General features: G+C 43.7%; 15 protein-coding genes. 6 read left to right on the top strand and 9 right to left on the bottom strand.

What is annotated here, in order from left to right:
• Positions 1 to 104 precede the first annotated feature (104 nt).
• Together R2Q85_RS03875 and pnuC are read right to left on the bottom strand one after the other, a co-directional pair.
• Complete coding sequence (locus R2Q85_RS03875) at positions 105 to 635, bottom strand: ATP-binding protein (protein WP_316810436.1); 531 nt, start codon at positions 633 to 635, stop codon at positions 105 to 107.
• Positions 619 to 1,230 (bottom strand): nicotinamide riboside transporter PnuC, encoded by a 612-nt coding sequence (gene pnuC, locus R2Q85_RS03870; protein WP_316810435.1) that lies wholly within the window; start codon positions 1,228 to 1,230, stop codon positions 619 to 621. The genes R2Q85_RS03875 and pnuC overlap by 17 nt, the downstream gene beginning before the upstream one ends.
• A gap of 139 nt (positions 1,231 to 1,369) precedes the next feature.
• Here pnuC and R2Q85_RS03865 point away from each other — a divergent pair, with 139 nt between their 5' ends.
• A complete protein-coding gene (locus R2Q85_RS03865) occupies positions 1,370 to 1,681 on the top strand; it encodes a carboxypeptidase regulatory-like domain-containing protein (protein ID WP_316810434.1) in 312 nt (103 codons plus the stop codon).
• Positions 1,682 to 1,854: 173 nt separating this feature from the next.
• The gene (carB, locus tag R2Q85_RS03860) at positions 1,855 to 4,671 is read left to right on the top strand and encodes a carbamoyl-phosphate synthase large subunit (RefSeq protein ID WP_316810433.1); all 2,817 of its coding nucleotides are present in this window, start codon (positions 1,855 to 1,857) and stop codon (positions 4,669 to 4,671) included.
• Between the two features lie 309 nt (positions 4,672 to 4,980).
• On the opposite strand, the gene radA is transcribed toward carB, so the two are convergent.
• The 4 genes from radA to R2Q85_RS03840 all read right to left on the bottom strand — a co-directional run bounded on the left by radA (position 4,981) and on the right by R2Q85_RS03840 (position 9,537).
• Positions 4,981 to 6,357, bottom strand: coding sequence for a DNA repair protein RadA (gene radA / locus R2Q85_RS03855; protein WP_316810432.1), 1,377 nt, complete (start codon positions 6,355 to 6,357; stop codon positions 4,981 to 4,983).
• A gap of 198 nt (positions 6,358 to 6,555) precedes the next feature.
• A complete protein-coding gene (locus R2Q85_RS03850; RefSeq protein ID WP_316810431.1) occupies positions 6,556 to 8,106 on the bottom strand; it encodes an Rne/Rng family ribonuclease in 1,551 nt (516 codons plus the stop codon).
• Positions 8,107 to 8,359: 253 nt separating this feature from the next.
• Positions 8,360 to 9,229: a tetratricopeptide repeat protein gene (locus R2Q85_RS03845; protein WP_316810430.1), complete on the bottom strand. Its 870-nt coding sequence runs from the start codon at positions 9,227 to 9,229 to the stop codon at positions 8,360 to 8,362.
• A gap of 5 nt (positions 9,230 to 9,234) precedes the next feature.
• Positions 9,235 to 9,537, bottom strand: a complete 303-nt coding sequence (locus R2Q85_RS03840; RefSeq protein WP_012780307.1) for an HU family DNA-binding protein — start codon at positions 9,535 to 9,537, stop codon at positions 9,235 to 9,237.
• A gap of 172 nt (positions 9,538 to 9,709) precedes the next feature.
• On the opposite strand from R2Q85_RS03840, the gene mutY reads away from it, so the two are divergent.
• Together mutY and R2Q85_RS03830 are read left to right on the top strand one after the other, a co-directional pair.
• Positions 9,710 to 10,759: an A/G-specific adenine glycosylase gene (gene mutY / locus R2Q85_RS03835; protein ID WP_316810429.1), complete on the top strand. Its 1,050-nt coding sequence runs from the start codon at positions 9,710 to 9,712 to the stop codon at positions 10,757 to 10,759.
• 14 nt (positions 10,760 to 10,773) lie between these two features.
• Positions 10,774 to 11,202 carry a single-stranded DNA-binding protein gene (locus tag R2Q85_RS03830; RefSeq protein ID WP_316810428.1) on the top strand — a complete coding sequence of 143 codons (429 nt, stop codon included), beginning with the start codon at positions 10,774 to 10,776 and terminating at the stop codon, positions 11,200 to 11,202.
• A 36-nt stretch (positions 11,203 to 11,238) separates the two neighbouring features.
• Here R2Q85_RS03830 and glmS read toward each other — a convergent pair whose 3' ends face one another.
• From glmS to R2Q85_RS03815, 3 genes are all read right to left on the bottom strand, one after another.
• Positions 11,239 to 13,077, bottom strand: coding sequence for a glutamine--fructose-6-phosphate transaminase (isomerizing) (gene glmS, locus R2Q85_RS03825; RefSeq protein WP_316810427.1), 1,839 nt, complete (start codon positions 13,075 to 13,077; stop codon positions 11,239 to 11,241).
• An 85-nt stretch (positions 13,078 to 13,162) separates the two neighbouring features.
• Positions 13,163 to 14,620, bottom strand: coding sequence for a DUF4270 domain-containing protein (locus R2Q85_RS03820; protein ID WP_316810426.1), 1,458 nt, complete (start codon positions 14,618 to 14,620; stop codon positions 13,163 to 13,165).
• A gap of 23 nt (positions 14,621 to 14,643) precedes the next feature.
• Complete coding sequence (locus tag R2Q85_RS03815) at positions 14,644 to 15,468, bottom strand: glycogen/starch synthase (RefSeq protein ID WP_316810425.1); 825 nt, start codon at positions 15,466 to 15,468, stop codon at positions 14,644 to 14,646.
• Between the two features lie 152 nt (positions 15,469 to 15,620).
• Here R2Q85_RS03815 and panC point away from each other — a divergent pair, with 152 nt between their 5' ends.
• On the top strand, positions 15,621 to 16,460 hold the full coding sequence (gene panC / locus R2Q85_RS03810) for a pantoate--beta-alanine ligase (protein WP_316810424.1): 840 nt from the start codon (positions 15,621 to 15,623) through the stop codon (positions 16,458 to 16,460).
• A 43-nt stretch (positions 16,461 to 16,503) separates the two neighbouring features.
• Positions 16,504 to 16,854: an aspartate 1-decarboxylase gene (panD, locus tag R2Q85_RS03805; RefSeq protein ID WP_316810423.1), complete on the top strand. Its 351-nt coding sequence runs from the start codon at positions 16,504 to 16,506 to the stop codon at positions 16,852 to 16,854.
• The last annotated feature ends 59 nt before the right edge of the window (positions 16,855 to 16,913 follow it).

The following is a 16,913-nucleotide window of genomic DNA, read 5'->3' as shown; positions in this document are numbered from 1 at the left end:
GGGTATACTCTCAGCCTGTTTTCGTGTTTTTTACAAAACAAGGCACCCCTTTTTGATGAGGCAAAGGTACTCGCTTATTTTATCAATAGCAAAATTGCCGGTGTTTAAATGTTTTTAAGGAAGCGGTCTACAGCAGCGATGGCATTCTCCAGTCTGTTCTCCTGGCCGCCCACCAAAACATAATCTGCGTTAAGTGCCTGCAGTTCCTGGTGCCATACCTGCATAAAATATTCCCGTTTATGGGGGAAATCGCGCAGCGGATCTTCCTGCCAGGGCAGGTCGATGTCCATCAGCAGGTAAAGGTCATAATGGTAATCCGGCAGGGCATCCAGTACCACCTGCGGGGTTTCGCCAAAAACCTCATCACTCCAGATCTTTACGGTCAGAAAAGTAGTATCGCAAAAAATCAGCTCCTTTGTGGCAATGGCAGTTATGGCCTCCTCAAGTGCCACCTGTCCATGAAACATATTGGTCTCATCCTGTAAATTGCAGGGTTCAGTAAGGGCAGCACAATAATACCTGGCGTATTCAGGCACCCATAAGGTGTGGTAATGAGCGGCCAGCTGCGCGGTGATGGTCGATTTGCCGGTGCTTTCGGGGCCAACAACGGCGATCTTTTTAATGTTCCTGTTCACGATAGATCTTCCTCCAGTCTAAATAACCAACGGTTGCAATATAAACATATAGCGCGTACATCACTGCTGTTGCATACAGGTCTTTGGAAACATACACGCCCACGTAAATGATATCCACGAAAATCCAGATCAACCAGTTCTGAATCACCTTTCGGGCCAGAAATACCTGGGCAACCAGACTGCAGGCCGTGCAGAAACTGTCGATAAAAGGAAAAGAAGCATCCGTATTTTTATGCAGCAATTGCCCAAGCAGGAAAGTGAATACCATGATACCGATTACAGAGAACAGGATTTCCCTTTGCGTAATGTTGACGATTGGCCTGGAAGCTTCCGGGTTGTTCCGGTGTTTGCTCCAGTAGTACCAGCCGTATACGTTCATGAAAAAAAAGTAAAACTGCAGGCCCATATCCGCATAAAGCCTGGCTTCAAAGAAAATAAAAATATAGATGATTACACTGACGATGGCAATGGGCCAGCTGTAGATGTTGTTTTTGGCCGCCAGCCATACGCAGAGTATGCCGGTGAAAACGCCAAACCATTCCAGGGCGCCTGTTTGCATGAAAAACTGGCTGAAGCTGTCTTTGAGTAATTCCATTGTCGCCCAAAAGTACTAAATGGAAAGTATAAAATTAAAACAATAGGAGTTGCCAGTTGTAGTAACACCTGGGAACAAAAAACAGGCAAATGAGAATACGGCTACCAGTTAAATAAATTTAAACTAAAATTGAAAGGTTATGAAAAGATTAAGTTTTTTAATGGTGCTGGGATTGGTGCTCAGCTTCTTCGCCTTTACTTTGATTAAAGATGGCGGAATCCAAGGTAAAGTGAGCCCGGCCGATGGAGCTCTTCAGGTGATAGCCGTATCGGGTACAGATACGCTTAAAACCGAAATTAACAATGGTAGTTTTGTGTTCAGCGGGGTTAAACCTGCCACCTACACCATTTGGGTAAAAGCAAAAGCCCCTTATAAAGACACATCCGTAGAGAATGTCGCAGTAGTAGACAGCGCCACAACAGATGTCGGAGAGATCAAACTGCTCCAGTAATAAAGGGTTAACACATGAAATCGGAGGGTATTTAACCCTCCTTTTTTATTTATAAGGGTTTTTTCAAAAATAGCTGATTTTTAATGCACAAAACTGTAACTTTGCATCCCGACAGAAGAAACGGTAAAACCGCATTTTTTACCCATATTATACATTAGACTTTTCAAAGCCTTATGCCTAAAGACACCTCCATACGCTCAGTACTAATTATCGGATCGGGCCCTATCATCATTGGTCAAGCCTGCGAATTTGACTATTCGGGATCTCAAGCCGCCTTATCTTTAAAAGAAGAGGGAATTGAAGTTTCGATCATCAATTCCAATCCTGCAACCATCATGACCGACAAGGTGATTGGGGATCATGTTTACCTCTGGCCATTGACGGTGGATTCCATTGAGCAGATCTTGCAGGAACGCAAAATCGATGCGGTATTGCCTACCATGGGCGGGCAAACGGCCTTGAATCTTTGTATAGAAGCATCTGAACGTGGAATTTGGGAAAAATATGGGGTTAGGGTGATCGGGGTAGATGTTGCCGCCATCGAGAAAACAGAAAACAGGGAAGCCTTCCGCCAGCTAATGGTGGATATAGGTGTAGGGGTGGCTACTTCAAAGATTGCCAACTCTTTCCTTGAAGGTAAAGAAGCCGCCCAGGAAATCGGTTATCCACTGGTGATCCGTCCTTCCTATACATTAGGTGGTTTTGGTGGTGGTTTTGTGCACAAAAAAGAAGAATTTGACCAGGCTTTAAAACGCGGGCTTGAAGCTTCTCCTACCCATGAGGTGTTGGTAGAGCAAGCCGTTTTAGGTTGGAAGGAATATGAATTGGAGTTGTTAAGAGACAGCAATGACAATGTGATCATTATCTGTTCTATTGAAAACTTCGATCCAATGGGTATCCATACCGGAGACTCCATCACCGTAGCACCGGCCATGACCTTATCAGACCGTTGCTATCAGGATATGCGTAACCAGGCCATCAAAATGATGCGCGCTATAGGAAACTTCGCCGGAGGCTGTAACGTACAGTTCTCGGTAAATCCGGACAACGATGAGATCATTGCCATCGAGATCAACCCCAGGGTATCTCGTTCATCGGCCCTGGCAAGTAAGGCAACAGGATATCCTATTGCCAAGATTGCAGCTAAGCTGGCCATCGGGTACAACCTGGATGAACTGGAAAACCAGATTACCAAAACAACCTCAGCCTACTTTGAGCCTACTTTAGACTATGTAATTGTAAAAGTTCCCCGCTGGAATTTCGATAAATTTAAAGGTGCCAATATGGAACTTGGCCTGCAGATGAAGTCGGTAGGTGAAGTTATGGCCATCGGACGTACTTTTATCGAAGCCCTGCAAAAAGCTTGTCAGAGTTTAGAGATCGGCCGCGCAGGTCTGGGCGCAGATGGAAGACACAACAGGAGCATTGATGAGATCATGCATGGTCTGGAGCATCCCAGCTGGAACAGGTTGTTCCTGATCAAGGATGCCATGAGCATGGGTGTGCCCTTAGAATCGATCCGTAAAGTCACCCGTATCGACAAATGGTTCTTATCACAGATCCACGAACTGGTTCAGCTGGAAACAGAACTGAAACGCTATTCCTTAAATAATATCCCTAAAGATTTCTTCTTTACCTTAAAGCAAAAAGGCTTCTCTGACATACAGATCGCTTATTTGCTGGGCAATGTAACGGAAGATGAAGTATACGAACGCCGAAAATCACTAGGTATCAAACGCGTTTACAAAATGGTGGATACCTGCGCTGCCGAGTTTGCCGCACAAACACCTTACTACTACTCAACTTTTGAAGAAGAGAATGAGTCTCTGCCGTCTGATAAAAAGAAAGTGATCGTCTTGGGTTCTGGTCCTAACCGTATCGGTCAGGGTATAGAATTTGACTACTCCTGTGTGCATGGCTTGCTTGCGGCTAAAGAAACCGGCTTCGAAGCCATCATGATCAACTGTAACCCGGAGACGGTATCTACAGATTTTAACATGGCCGATAAGTTATACTTTGAGCCAGTGTTCTGGGAGCATGTGCGCGAGATCATCGAATTGGAAAACCCGGTGGGCGTAATTGTTCAATTGGGAGGACAGACTGCCTTAAAGATGGCAGAAAAGCTGCATGAGAACGGTATAAAAATTATAGGCACCTCATACAATGATATGGACGTGGCTGAAGACAGGGGACGTTTCTCCGATCTTTTGAAAGAACTGGAAATCCCTTATCCTAAATACGGTGTGGCAGAAAATGCAGAAGAAGCCATTGTAGTTGCCAACGAAGTGGGTTACCCGGTATTGGTCAGACCAAGTTATGTACTGGGCGGACAGGGAATGAGCATCGTGATCAATGACGAGGACCTCGAAAAAGCTGTAGTAAAGCTATTGGGAGATCTGCCTGGAAACAGGGTGCTGATCGACCATTTCTTAGACAGGGCAGAAGAAACCGAATCAGATTCCATCAGCGATGGAGAAGATGTACATATCGTAGGATTAATGGAGCATATTGAACCTGCCGGTATCCACTCCGGAGATTCGAGTGCGGTGCTGCCGCCTTTCAGCCTATCTGAAAAGGTGATGAGCGATATGGAAACCTATTCTAAAAAGATTGCAAGGGCCCTGAATGTAATCGGTCTGTTAAACATACAGTTTGCAGTTAAAGATGAAAAAGTATATGTAATTGAGGCTAATCCAAGAGCATCCAGAACAGTTCCTTTCATTGCCAAGGCTTATGATGTTCCTTACATCAATATTGCTGCTAAAGTGATGCTGGGTGTGAACAAACTGAAAGACTTTACTATCGAGCGTAAGCTGGAAGGTTATGCGATTAAAGAGCCCGTATTCTCCTTCAACAAATTTCCGGAGGTAACCAAAGAATTAGGCCCGGAGATGAAGTCAACAGGCGAGGCAATCAGGTTCATTAAAGACACGGAGGACCCTTACTTCAGAAAATTGATTAAAGATAAATCGATGTATTTGTCCAAATAAAATTGAAAGTCCCGAAAGGGACTTTTTTATTTAGCAACCTTCGGTAGGAACTGCGTTAAATGAAAAAATCCTCGTTACCTTACGATAACGAGGATAATCATCCCTATTGTTTGTTAAAATCCATAAATGAACGTCAACGTCTGAATAAAGGCAATTAACAGGCCATTTTCAAAATCATTTCATTTGGTTTTCTAACTATCTTATAATTAGCATTATACATAAATCTATGGAAATTTGGCTATGCTGAATTTGGGTATTTTAATACTCGTATTGTGGAAATACGTGGTTTATTTTCCACAAAAATGCTGTTTATCCGAACAATTGGGCGAAAACATCTTCTATTTTACTGACCGCACAGAGCTCAATTTTATACCGCTCCAGCATCAGTCCTTTCTTATTGTAGTTCGAGATAAAAATTCGTTCAAAACCCAGTTTCTCTGCCTCGGCTATCCGCTGTTCAATCCGGTTAACCGCCCTGATCTCGCCAGACAGGCCAACCTCAGCCGCAAAGCATATTTTTGAAGAAATAAATATATCCTCATGAGAAGAGATGATGGCCACCAGGATGGCCAGGTCAATGGCCGGATCCTCCACCTTAATTCCCCCGGCAATATTTAAAAACACATCCCGGGTGCTCAATCTGAAGCCGCACCTTTTTTCCAGCACCGCAAGCAGCATGTTCATTCTTTTGGTGTCAAAACCATTTGAAGAGCGCTGAGGCGTTCCATACGCCGCGGCACTCACCAGGGCCTGCGTTTCAATTAACATGGGCCTGGCACCCTCTAATGTGGCCGAGATGGCAATCCCGCTGAGCTCCTCCTCCCGTTGCGAGAGCAGGATTTCTGAAGGATTGGAAACCTGTCTCAGCCCGGAGCCATGCATGGCATAGATCCCAAGCTCGGCAGCAGCGCCAAAGCGGTTTTTGATAGACCGCAATATCCGGTATACATGATGCCGGTCTCCCTCAAACTGTAAAACCGTATCTACCATATGCTCCAGTATTTTAGGGCCGGCAATGGTGCCGTCCTTGGTAATGTGGCCAATCAGGAACACAGGCGTATCTGTTTCTTTGGCAAAACGCAGTAGCTCCGCGGTACATTCCCTTACCTGGGAAACGCTGCCTGGTGTGGATTCTATATGAGCGGAGTGCAGGGTTTGTATCGAGTCTACAATCACCATATCAGGCTCCAGTTCCTCAATCTGTTTAAAAATGTTCTGGGTAGCAGTTTCCGTCAGGATATAACAATCCGCTGCAGGCTGGCTGGTGATCCGTTCCGCGCGCATTTTGATCTGCTGCTCGCTTTCTTCCCCGGAAATATATAAAATCTTTTTGCCGGGGATATTTAAGGCCAGCTGCAGCATCAGGGTTGATTTTCCAATACCAGGTTCCCCGCCGATCAGGGTCACTGAACCGGCCACCAGGCCCCCGCCCAAAACCCGGTCCAGTTCCGCATCACCCGTTAGGGTCCGTTCTTCTGCAATAGACCGGATATGCTCAACTTTATTGGGTTTACTTACGCGCTGGCTGCCCGGGCTGCTTTTCCAGGAAGGAACTTTTGCTGCCGGTTTTTCAATTACCTCTTCCACAAAGGTATTCCAGGCATTGCAGGATGGACATTTGCCCAGCCATTTCGCTGATTCGTATCCGCAGCTCTGGCAAAAATATGCTGATTTTGTTTTAGCCAATGGTTTAATTTTTAGGATTGAGATTAAAGTACAGCTGTTTTTTATAGCTCCCGGCTCTCCGGAGTGCCTGCAGATAACGGGATTTAACCATGCTGTATGATTTACGAATTTAAATAAATTCCAGAAAAAGCAGGTAGCCAAAACAAAACAGGCCTGATTTCGTATAGAAAACAGGCCTGTTGAACAACCGGAAAGGTATTATAATTTGATCTCCTCGTCTTTTGACGAAATAAAATGGAACTCAGTAAGGTTATAAGATGGAACAGCTTTGATTTTTATGCGCTGTCCAAATTTAAAGAACCACTTCCATTGTAAAGAAATCAATCCTTTTTTAATGTATGCTTCAATGTAAGGGTGTACACAAAGCGTAATATTTTTTTCGTTTTGCTCCTGCAAAATATAGGTCAGATTGTTTTCAATGTCGTCCATTAAAACAATACTCGCCTTAATTTCTCCCGTCCCGTCACAGGCTGGGCATTTCTCACTGGTCACAATATTCATTTCCGGTCTTACCCGCTGACGGGTGATCTGAACCAGTCCGAATTTACTTGGAGGCAATATCGTGTGCTTGGCACGGTCAAGCTGCATGAGGTCACGTAAGTGGTCAAACAACATTTTCCTGTTCGCCGGCTTGTGCATGTCAATAAAGTCAATCACCACAATCCCGCCCATATCACGCAAACGCAGCTGACGGGCAATCTCTTTTGCCGCCTCTTTATTTACCTGCAAGGCATTTTCTTCCTGATTCTCCTTGCTTGCTGTTCTGTTGCCGCTGTTCACGTCAACCACATGCAAAGCCTCAGTATGTTCTACCACCAGGTAAGCACCACCAGCCAGGTTCACCGTTTTCCCAAAAGCATTTTTAATCTGCTTCTCAATCCCGAAATGTTCAAATATCGGTTCTTTGTGCCTGTACAGTTTTACAATCTTCTCCATTTCCGGAGAGATCTCATGTACATAAGACCGGATATCTTCGAATAAGTTGTTGTCACTTACATAGACATTCGTGAAGTCGGTACTTAAAATATCACGGATGAGTGTAGATGTACGGTCCATTTCACCCCAGACACGTTTAGAAGGTTCCGCATCAGGCAACTTCTTAATGAAGTTTTCCCATTTGGCCACCGAATCCAAAAGATCTTTCTGGAGTTCAGCCACACCCTTGCCTTCCGACACCGTCCGGATGATCACGCCAAAATTCTTAGGTTTAATACTTTCAATAATCTTTTTTAAGCGATTACGTTCGGTATTACTCTTGATCTTTTTGGAAATAGAGATCACATTAGAGAAGGGCACCAATACAATGTACCTACCGGCAATCGAAAGGTCAGAGCTTAACCGGGGTCCTTTTGTGGAGATGGGTTCTTTCGCGATCTGGACAGGCAAAACGAGGTTCTTACTTACCACCTCTGATATTTTACCTGCTTTATTAATGTCGCCCTCTAACTTGAAATTATCTAATAAGGTGCCATTAACAGAGCCGTTACGCTTAATTTTCGTAAGCTTTATTAAAGATTGAACTTGCGGACCAAGATCGAAGTAATGCAAAAAAGCATCCTTTTCATAACCAACATCAACAAACGCAGCATTTAGGCCTGGCATAATTTTCTTTATGCGGCCTAAATAAATGTCGCCAACAGCGTAATTGTTATTGATCTGCTCCTTATGAAGCTCTACAAGTTGTTTATCTTCAATTAAAGCTATGGTTACTCCCGAAGGAGATGAATCTATAATTAGTTCCTTTACCAAAAGCTACAGATTTTAAGGTATAAATACCTTATTAACACATGGACAATAAAAAAAAACATTGCTGCCAACAACTAAGGCTACGATCACAAATCCTAGCCTTAGTTGTTGAGCAATACATTAAGAAAAATTATTTTTTCTTATGTCTGTTTTTTCTTAAACGTTTTTTGCGTTTGTGGGTAGCCATTTTATGTCTTTTTCTTTTTTTACCGCTCGGCATAATCTTAAATTTTAAATATTTTTATAAATCTGTTTATTAATTTTTACTTTTTAATGCTTTTACCTTATCGTCAATAAATTTAGATAAAGTTGCATTGCCAGCTAACTTTTTGCTTTTTAAATAAGCCTCGATAGCATCCTCATTCCTGCCAAGATTTTCATACGCCGTTCCCAGGTAAAAATACGCATCAGGAGATGGCTTTATGGCAATAATGTCATTGAACCTGGTAACCGCCTTGTCAAACTGACCCGATTTCATGGCAAAAGTACCTAAGCTCATGTTTGCTTTTAAGTTCTTAGGATCTTTTTTAACCACATCCATCAGCATTGCTATACCCTGCATTGGCATGCCCATTCCATTTACAATGGTAATGCCCAGCCCGGTTTTCGCATCAGCACTTGTAGAATCTATTTTTGCCGCATTGGTGTAAGCCGTATGGGCTTTTTGCAACAATGCCGGTTGCAATAAACTGTCACGCGTATTGTCAAAGGCCTTCAAAAACCTTTCCCCGGTGATTAACCAATTGTTTAGTGTCTGCTCTTTTTCTGCTACAATTTCCAGGTACAGGGCGCTTGGAACAGCCTGTTCCACATCATCCCATTTTTGGGCCAGCAGCTTTGCCGCAGCGGCTTTCTTAGCCGCTGAAGCCGATTGATAAGCATTTTCTAAAGCAGTAATTTCTGCTGAAAGACTCGCACTCAATAGATTTTTACCAGTAGTAGAAACCCCTTTTAAATCAATAGCTGCTGTTTCAGCAGGGGCCATCTGACCGCCGGCAGGAACAGCAGCCGTAGTTTCTTCTTTTGGCTTCACCAAACCTTTAATATCCCTTGTAAACAAAAATGCAACAAGCAAAACCATTGCACCAATTAAAATAGTTTGTTTAGAACGGATACTGTTGATCATGGCTATTAAGCTTCTACACTAAGTTTTTTAGAGTTGTTTTTTACTTTGTCTACAAAAACCTTTGCCGGTTTAAAGCTTGGAACAAAGTGCTCAGGGATGATGATTGCTGTGTTCTTGGAAATATTTCTTGCAGTTTTTTGTGCTCTCTTTTTTACAACAAAACTACCAAAACCTCTAACGTATACATTTTCGCCACCGATCATACTGTTTTTGATGACCTTGAAAAATGCTTCAACGGTTTCTTGTACATCTACCTTTTCAATTCCTGTTTTCGTTGATATCTCTGAAATAATATCTGCCTTAGTCATATTTTTTGTTTTATTAATTTACTGTGTGTTGTATATTATAAATGTTTTGGGGTTGCAAAAGTATTGCTTTTTAATGAGATAGGAAAATAAAAGATGATTTATTTGTCCTTTCTTCCATCACCGGATTGCAAGTTTTACGAAAAACAAATAATTAGACCGTATTTTTACCCCCATGAGTTTTTCATCCGAAATCCTGAACTGGTACTTAAAACACAAAAGGGACCTGCCCTGGCGGAGCAGTAATGATGCCTATGTCATCTGGTTATCCGAGGTGATCCTGCAGCAGACCCGGGTAGAACAAGGCCTGCCTTATTTTAATAATTTTTTGCAGCATTACCCCACAGTACAAGATTTTGCAGCAGCCAGTGAAACCCAGATCCTTAAACTCTGGCAGGGTCTCGGTTATTATTCCAGGGGCAGGAATATGCTTTTTACCGCAAGGCAGGTAGTGGAGCTGCATGGCGGGATTTTTCCAAACAGTTACGAACAGCTGATCAAACTGAAAGGGATTGGCGATTATACCGCGGCTGCCATTGCCTCTTTCTCGTCCAATGAATCCAAAGCCGTACTCGATGGAAATGTTTTTCGGGTGCTGGCCCGCTATTTTGGTATCGAAACCCCGATCAACAGTACCAGCGGAAAAAAGCAGTTCGCTGAACTGGCACAATCACTTCTGGAAGGGCAGCAGGCATCCCTGTACAACCAGGCCATTATGGAATTTGGCGCCCTGCAATGTAAGCCCAAATCACCCAACTGCAGCATTTGCCCGCTCCAAAACACCTGCTTTGCCAAAAACAAAGACCAGGTGAACTTGCTTCCGGTAAAATTAAACAAACTCAAAAAGCGCACCCGTTATTTCAATTATTTCGTCTGCACCGAAGGCGAAAACATCCTGGTCAAAAAAAGAAGCGCTGGCGATATATGGCAGGAACTGTATGATTTTCCACTCATCGAAACCACTAAAAGTTACCTCGAAGACCAGGAACAATTTGTCAGTATGCTGAAAACCGGCTTTGGTGCAGCCTGCCAGGTACGGACTTTGGCACAGCAAAAACATTTATTAACGCACCAAACTATATATGTTCAATTTTTTGGTTTAGATAATTATATCATTAACTTTAATCAGAATGCAGAAATAAAATGGGTCTCTTTGCAGGAATTTGACGAATTGCCACAGCCTAAAGTGATCACCAATTTCATTTGTAAGCATTTTATTACATAGAAAAACCAAAATTCATGTCAGGTATTAACAAAGTGATTTTAGTCGGGCATTTAGGAAAAGATCCTGAAGTCAGACATTTAGACGGAGGTGTAACTGTAGCCAGTTTCCCATTGGCTACATCAGAGACCTATAACAAAGATGGCAAACGGATAGAGCAAACAGAATGGCACAACATTGTTTTGTGGAGAGGCCTGGCAGAAGTTGCTTCCAAGTATTTGCAAAAGGGCAAGCTGGTTTACATTGAAGGTAAACTGCGCACCCGCTCTTTTGAGGACCGGGAAAAAATAAAGAAGTATGTTACAGAAGTTGTAGCCGAAAACTTTACCATCCTGGGCAGGAAAAGTGATTTTGAACAAACGCCGGTCAGTACAGAAAATACCACGCCTAAAAGCGAGACCGAGTATACCGATCTTACAGATCCATCGGGAGATTTACCCTTTTAAATGAAAAAGGGTGCTGTTTAAGCACCCTTCTATACATTATTCTACAGTTACAGATTTGGCCAGGTTTCTGGGCTGATCTACATTGCAGCCCCTCAGCACAGCAATGTGGTACGACAGGAGTTGTAAGGGTATGGTGGCCAGTAAAGGCAGAAATGCCTCACTTGCATCAGGGATCTCGATGCAATAGTCTGCCATTTTCTTAACCTCCGTATCACCCTCGGTCACAATCGCCAGCACAATTCCTTTTCTCGCTTTTACTTCCTGGATGTTACTGATCACCTTCTCGTACGAAGAGTTTTTGGTCGCGATCACCACAACCGGCATTTCTTCATCAATTAAAGCGATAGGGCCATGTTTCATCTCTGCAGCGGGATAACCTTCCGCGTGGATATAAGAGATCTCCTTCAGCTTTAAAGCGCCTTCCAGGGCTACAGGAAATCCGCTTCCCCTTCCGAGGAACAAGCAGTTCCTGGAATCTTTAAATTTTGCTGCGATTTCCTTGATCAGCTCATTGGATTCCAGCGCATGCTGGATCTTATCCGGAATGCAATCCAGTTCCGTCAGCAGCTCTACCAGTTTAGAATGTGTTAAGGTGCCTTTTTGCTGTGCCATATAAAAAGCCATTAAAGTAAGCACCGTAACCTGGGCAGTAAATGCCTTTGTCGAGGCCACCCCGATTTCCGGCCCGGCATGGGTATACACCCCCGCATGGGTCAGTCTTGGAATAGAAGCCCCTACCACGTTACAGACACCAAAAATGGTTGCGCCCTTTTCTTTAGCCATTTCAATGGCCGCCATGGTGTCCGCGGTTTCTCCCGATTGAGAAATGGCAATCACCACGTCCTTCTCTGTAATGATCGGGTTGCGGTACCTGAATTCCGAAGCGTATTCCACCTCAACAGGGATGCGTGCATATTCCTCAATCAGGTATTCACCCACCAGGCCGGCATGCCAGGAAGTGCCGCAGGCCACAATAATGATGCGGTCAATATTTTTTAATTTATCTGCATATTCCTTAATTCCGCCAAGCTGTACTTTTCCTTCGTTGGGGTATATACGGCCCCGCATGCAGTCCCTTATCGAACGTGCCTGCTCAAAGATCTCCTTCAGCATGAAATGCTCATAACCACCTTTCTCCAGCATTTCCAGTTTAAGCTCCAGCTCCTGGATATAAGGGCTCTGCACCACGTTGTCCAAACGTTTGATCAGCAATTCATCGCGTTTCAAATACGCAATCTCATTGTCGTTCAGGTAAATTACATTTTTAGTATATTCTACAATCGGGGTTGCATCCGAAGCGATAAAATATTCGCCGTCACCTACGCCAATAACCATAGGACTGCCCTTTCTGGCGGCAATCAGTTGCGCCGGCTGGTCTTCATCCATCACAACTATGGCATAAGCCCCGCTTACTTCATTCAATGCCAGCCTTACCGCCTCCAGCAGATCCGTATTGTCATTCTTGTAAACCTCTTCGATCAGATGGACCAGCACTTCCGTGTCGGTATCACTTTTAAATTCATGCCCGCGGCTCAGCAATTCCTCTTTCAGCGTGGCATAGTTTTCTATGATCCCGTTATGGATGATCGTCAGCTTGCCGTTGTTAGAGGTATGGGGATGTGAATTCCTGTCGGAAGGCGCACCATGTGTTGCCCAGCGCGTATGCCCGATACCTATGGTGCCTGATAAATTTTTACCGGCAGCAAAGTGCTCCAGTTCCTGGACTTTGCCGGCTTTTTTATAGATATTTAACCCGGTATCATTGATCAGGGCAATACCGGCGCTGTCATAGCCGCGGTACTCCAATCTTTTTAGTCCTTTAATGACAATAGGCCAGGCTTCTCTATGGCCGATGTAACCAACTATTCCACACATACAATAGGTTTATATTTCGTTGTAAATAAAAATCCCCCGAAAGTAATTATTCTCGGGGGATTTGACCACAAAATCAGCGGAATTTTTAATTTATCTTGGTATAGTAAATATTCAGTTTTATAAGCCTGTCGCCAGTTGCAGGGTCTTTTTTCCATTTATTGATGATGGATCTTGCCGCCGAAGTGACCGAAGGACTGATATTAAATTCTGTAGAAGAACTGGTTGCCAAATAGGTGCCATTATCTTCAGTTTTTCCATCCAATAAGTCCTGGATATAGCTCGTTACCGTAAACAAATATCTTTTCCTAACGGAGTCAAAATAGCCACCAAACAAAACCTCACTGCCAAGCGCCCTTGGATCACCATTATACTGGCCCTGCACACTGTTGTCATTGTCCGGCACATTGGCCCTTTGTCCGGCAATGTCCAGTCTGTATAAAGAAAGTCTTGGTGCGGCACTAAAAGGAAGTGCATCCGTTCCGCTGCTCAGGTCAATGACCAGTTCGGCCTTGTTTACTATGAGCCTTGTATTTGGATTACCACCATTTTCTGGTTTTTTTGAATTGGCAACAAAGTTCTTTAAGTAAGGGAAAGAAATTTTGTTCCTCAATCCGCCCAATCCCTGTAAATAAGTAACGGCATATGGTGTAGCCGGCGTAGGATTGTCGAGCTGGGTTTTAACCGGAGTGCCGGTATAGTCGTGTTTAATGCTCGCTGTTACCGGTCCTGTAGTTGTTCCGATAGGGAAACTTACCGCTACCGTATCGGTTGCTGTAGCTGTTGTTGCATTCTGTCTTTTGTAATAAATTTCAACCTTGCCATCCGTGCCGCTCAGGTTAAAGAACACGATCCCCCCTTTGTCTGTTGTGGTGGCAGTCAGGTGCAGGCCTTTGAACGATTTAAAGAAATTAGCCTGTTTGGATAAGGTAACCGAATCCAGGTTGATGATCTGGTTCTGGATAAAAGTATTGTTCAGTTTGATCCGCATTTGCGGCACAACGGTTTTCAGGGTATCTGCTGCGCCGGCAACAATGTCATTGATCTTGATTTTGGTACTGGGCTTGATTCTCCCGCTAAAAGTTCCAAGCGGTGTAGCTCCAGCAGGCCAGGTTTTATCCGTACTGTAAGAGGTTTCCTGAGCAAGGTCATTCGTCAGCTGTTTCACCGTTACCGTATAAACCGGTACAATGGTATCACCATATAGCTGGGTAGAATAAGGTAAAACCAGCACCGCCGAATCAATCAGGGCATTGGTGCCGAACTTATAACCTGTGTTTGGCAGGCCAACGGCCATCGCCAAAGCCGCTTCCGATTTGCCAAATTCAGGATCGGTCATCACGCCAAGCGGATGTCTGATCAGGCCAACACCCGAGGTCACCTCATCTTTTAAAGTTTGGGAAGCCACCGTAGCCGAATCCATCAGCGTGCCTGTAATGGCATAGTCAGGGTCAAGGTCCAAACCGATGGTATTGGAATCCTTACAGGAAGCAAAAAGAAAAAGACCTATCAACAGGGTTAATAAGTCTTGTTTTGTAAATTTCATATATAATTTAATAATACCTGAGTTTATGCTATTGAAGCCAATTCTTCATTTGAAATCTCCTCATATAAAGCATAGAAGTTTTCAAAATTTTCGGTTAAATTAAAGGCTAATATTGGTTTATTAGAATCTTTAACAAATTTTAACACATCGCTGCCAATATTTTCATCAGCCAGCACCACAGCATCACTATAGCTTACCGCAGCTTTATGCAGGGTGTCGCAGTTCGCATTTTCAAACATTTTGGTGTCTTCAGCTGTCATGGCATTCATGATCGCTTTTTTATGCAGGTCGGCATTTAAGGTCTCCGTGAAACAGTTCTCGTAAATCGAGTAAACCACTTTCGAGTTTTTAAAAGTAGGATCGTTTTTATACGAAGTTTTAATGTATGCCGGTACCAGGGAAGTCATCCAGCCATGGCAGTGTACAATGTCAGGTGCCCAGCCTAATTTTTTAACCGTTTCCAGTGCGCCTTTACAAAAGAAGATCGCCCTTTCGTCATTATCTGCATAAAACTTATCCTCTTTATCCCTGAATACATACTTGCGCTGAAAATAATCTTCATTGTCAAGAAAATAAACCTGCATACGTGCGGCCGGAATAGAGGCTACCTTTATAATTAGAGGGTTATCATTGTCATCAATAATGATGTTCATTCCTGAAAGACGGATAACCTCGTGCAATCTGTTCCTTCTTTCATTAATGTTCCCGAACCTCGGCATTAAGATGCGGATCTCAAATCCCTTATCCTGCATTGCCTGTGGTAGTTGACGGGTAATTTCAGAAATCTTTGTGAGTTCAAGGAAAGGCGACATCTCGTGTGTAACAATCAGTAGCTTCGTTTTTGCCATCTCCATATTCTAAATAAAAATTTATGTTAAAGAAAAGATTATCAAGGGGCAAAGGTAAGCAAAATAATAACATTTATCAATAATATACGCAAGATGTTTTGTTGGGAATGTATAATTAACCAACTTTGCCCCTTGAAATTTTACAGGCTGGTTTGAAAGTTATAAATACCATAGCGGCATTAAAGTCGCTGCTTGAACCAATAAAATTGGCTCAACAGAAAATTGCCTTAGTGCCCACTATGGGTGCATTGCATAAAGGACACGTATCGCTGATCAAAATAGCGCAGCAGCAGGCCGATGTGGTGGTATGCAGTATTTTTGTAAACCCCACCCAGTTTACCGATCCCAAAGACCTGGAAAAATATCCCCGTCCGCTGGAACACGATATGAAAATGCTGGAAGAAGCGGGATGCAACGTGGTGTTCATGCCTGCTGTTACCGAAATGTATCCCCGACCCGAAGTCTGGCAAATCGATCTTGGTCCTGCCGAATTTATTCTGGAAGGGGAATTCCGTAAAGGCCATTACCAGGGCGTAACCCAGATTGTTAAAAAGCTTTTTGATGCCGTAAATCCCGATGTGGCCTTTTTTGGCCAGAAAGATTTCCAGCAGGTGCTCATGATCAAAAACATGGTAGCTTATTTTAACATGCCCGTACAGATCGTTTCCTGCCCGATCATCCGGGAAGAAGATGGCCTGGCCATGAGCTCGCGCAACATCCATCTTACGCCCGCAGACCGTAAAAATGCACTGGTTTTAAGTAAAGCATTGCGTTATGTGCAGGATAATTTTGCAACACACAGCATTCCCGAATTGCTGGAGGCGGCCAGGAAACTCATCAACAGTACCCCGGGTGTGGAGCTCGACTATTTCAGCATTGCCGATGGCGACACCTTGCTGCCAGAACAAAATAAAGGCCATCACCCTATTGTAGCCCTGGTGGCCGCTAAAGTTGGCCAGACCCGCCTTATCGATAATATGATACTGAACTGAGATAAGAAAACCGCTTATTCATAAAATTAGCTAACTTTGCATCATGATTATCGAGATCTTAAAATCGAAAATACACCGTGTTAGAGTAACACAGGCAGAACTGAACTATGTGGGCAGCATTACCATAGATGAAGATCTGATGGACGCCGCCCAGATCATTCCCAATGAGAAAGTGCAGATCGTAAACAACAACAATGGCGAACGCTTTGAAACTTACGTCATTAAAGGCGCGCGTGGCTCCGGTACCGTTTGTTTAAACGGGGCAACTGCCCGGAAAGTACAGGTTGGCGACATCCTGATCATCATGTCTTATGGTTCCCTGCCTATAGAAGAGGCCAGGAAATACCATCCGATCCTCGTATTCCCCGATGACAACAACCATCTTTTAAAGTAGCGGCTATCCTTTCTGTAAAATAATATTATGCAGCCATAGTAATTTGGTGCGGAATTATA

The sequence above is a fragment of the Pedobacter heparinus genome, assembly GCF_032678725.1.
Classification (GTDB): domain Bacteria; phylum Bacteroidota; class Bacteroidia; order Sphingobacteriales; family Sphingobacteriaceae; genus Pedobacter; species Pedobacter heparinus_A.
The sequence above is the reverse complement of the archived record's forward strand: the minus strand, read 5'-3'. Positions and strand labels throughout refer to the sequence as shown.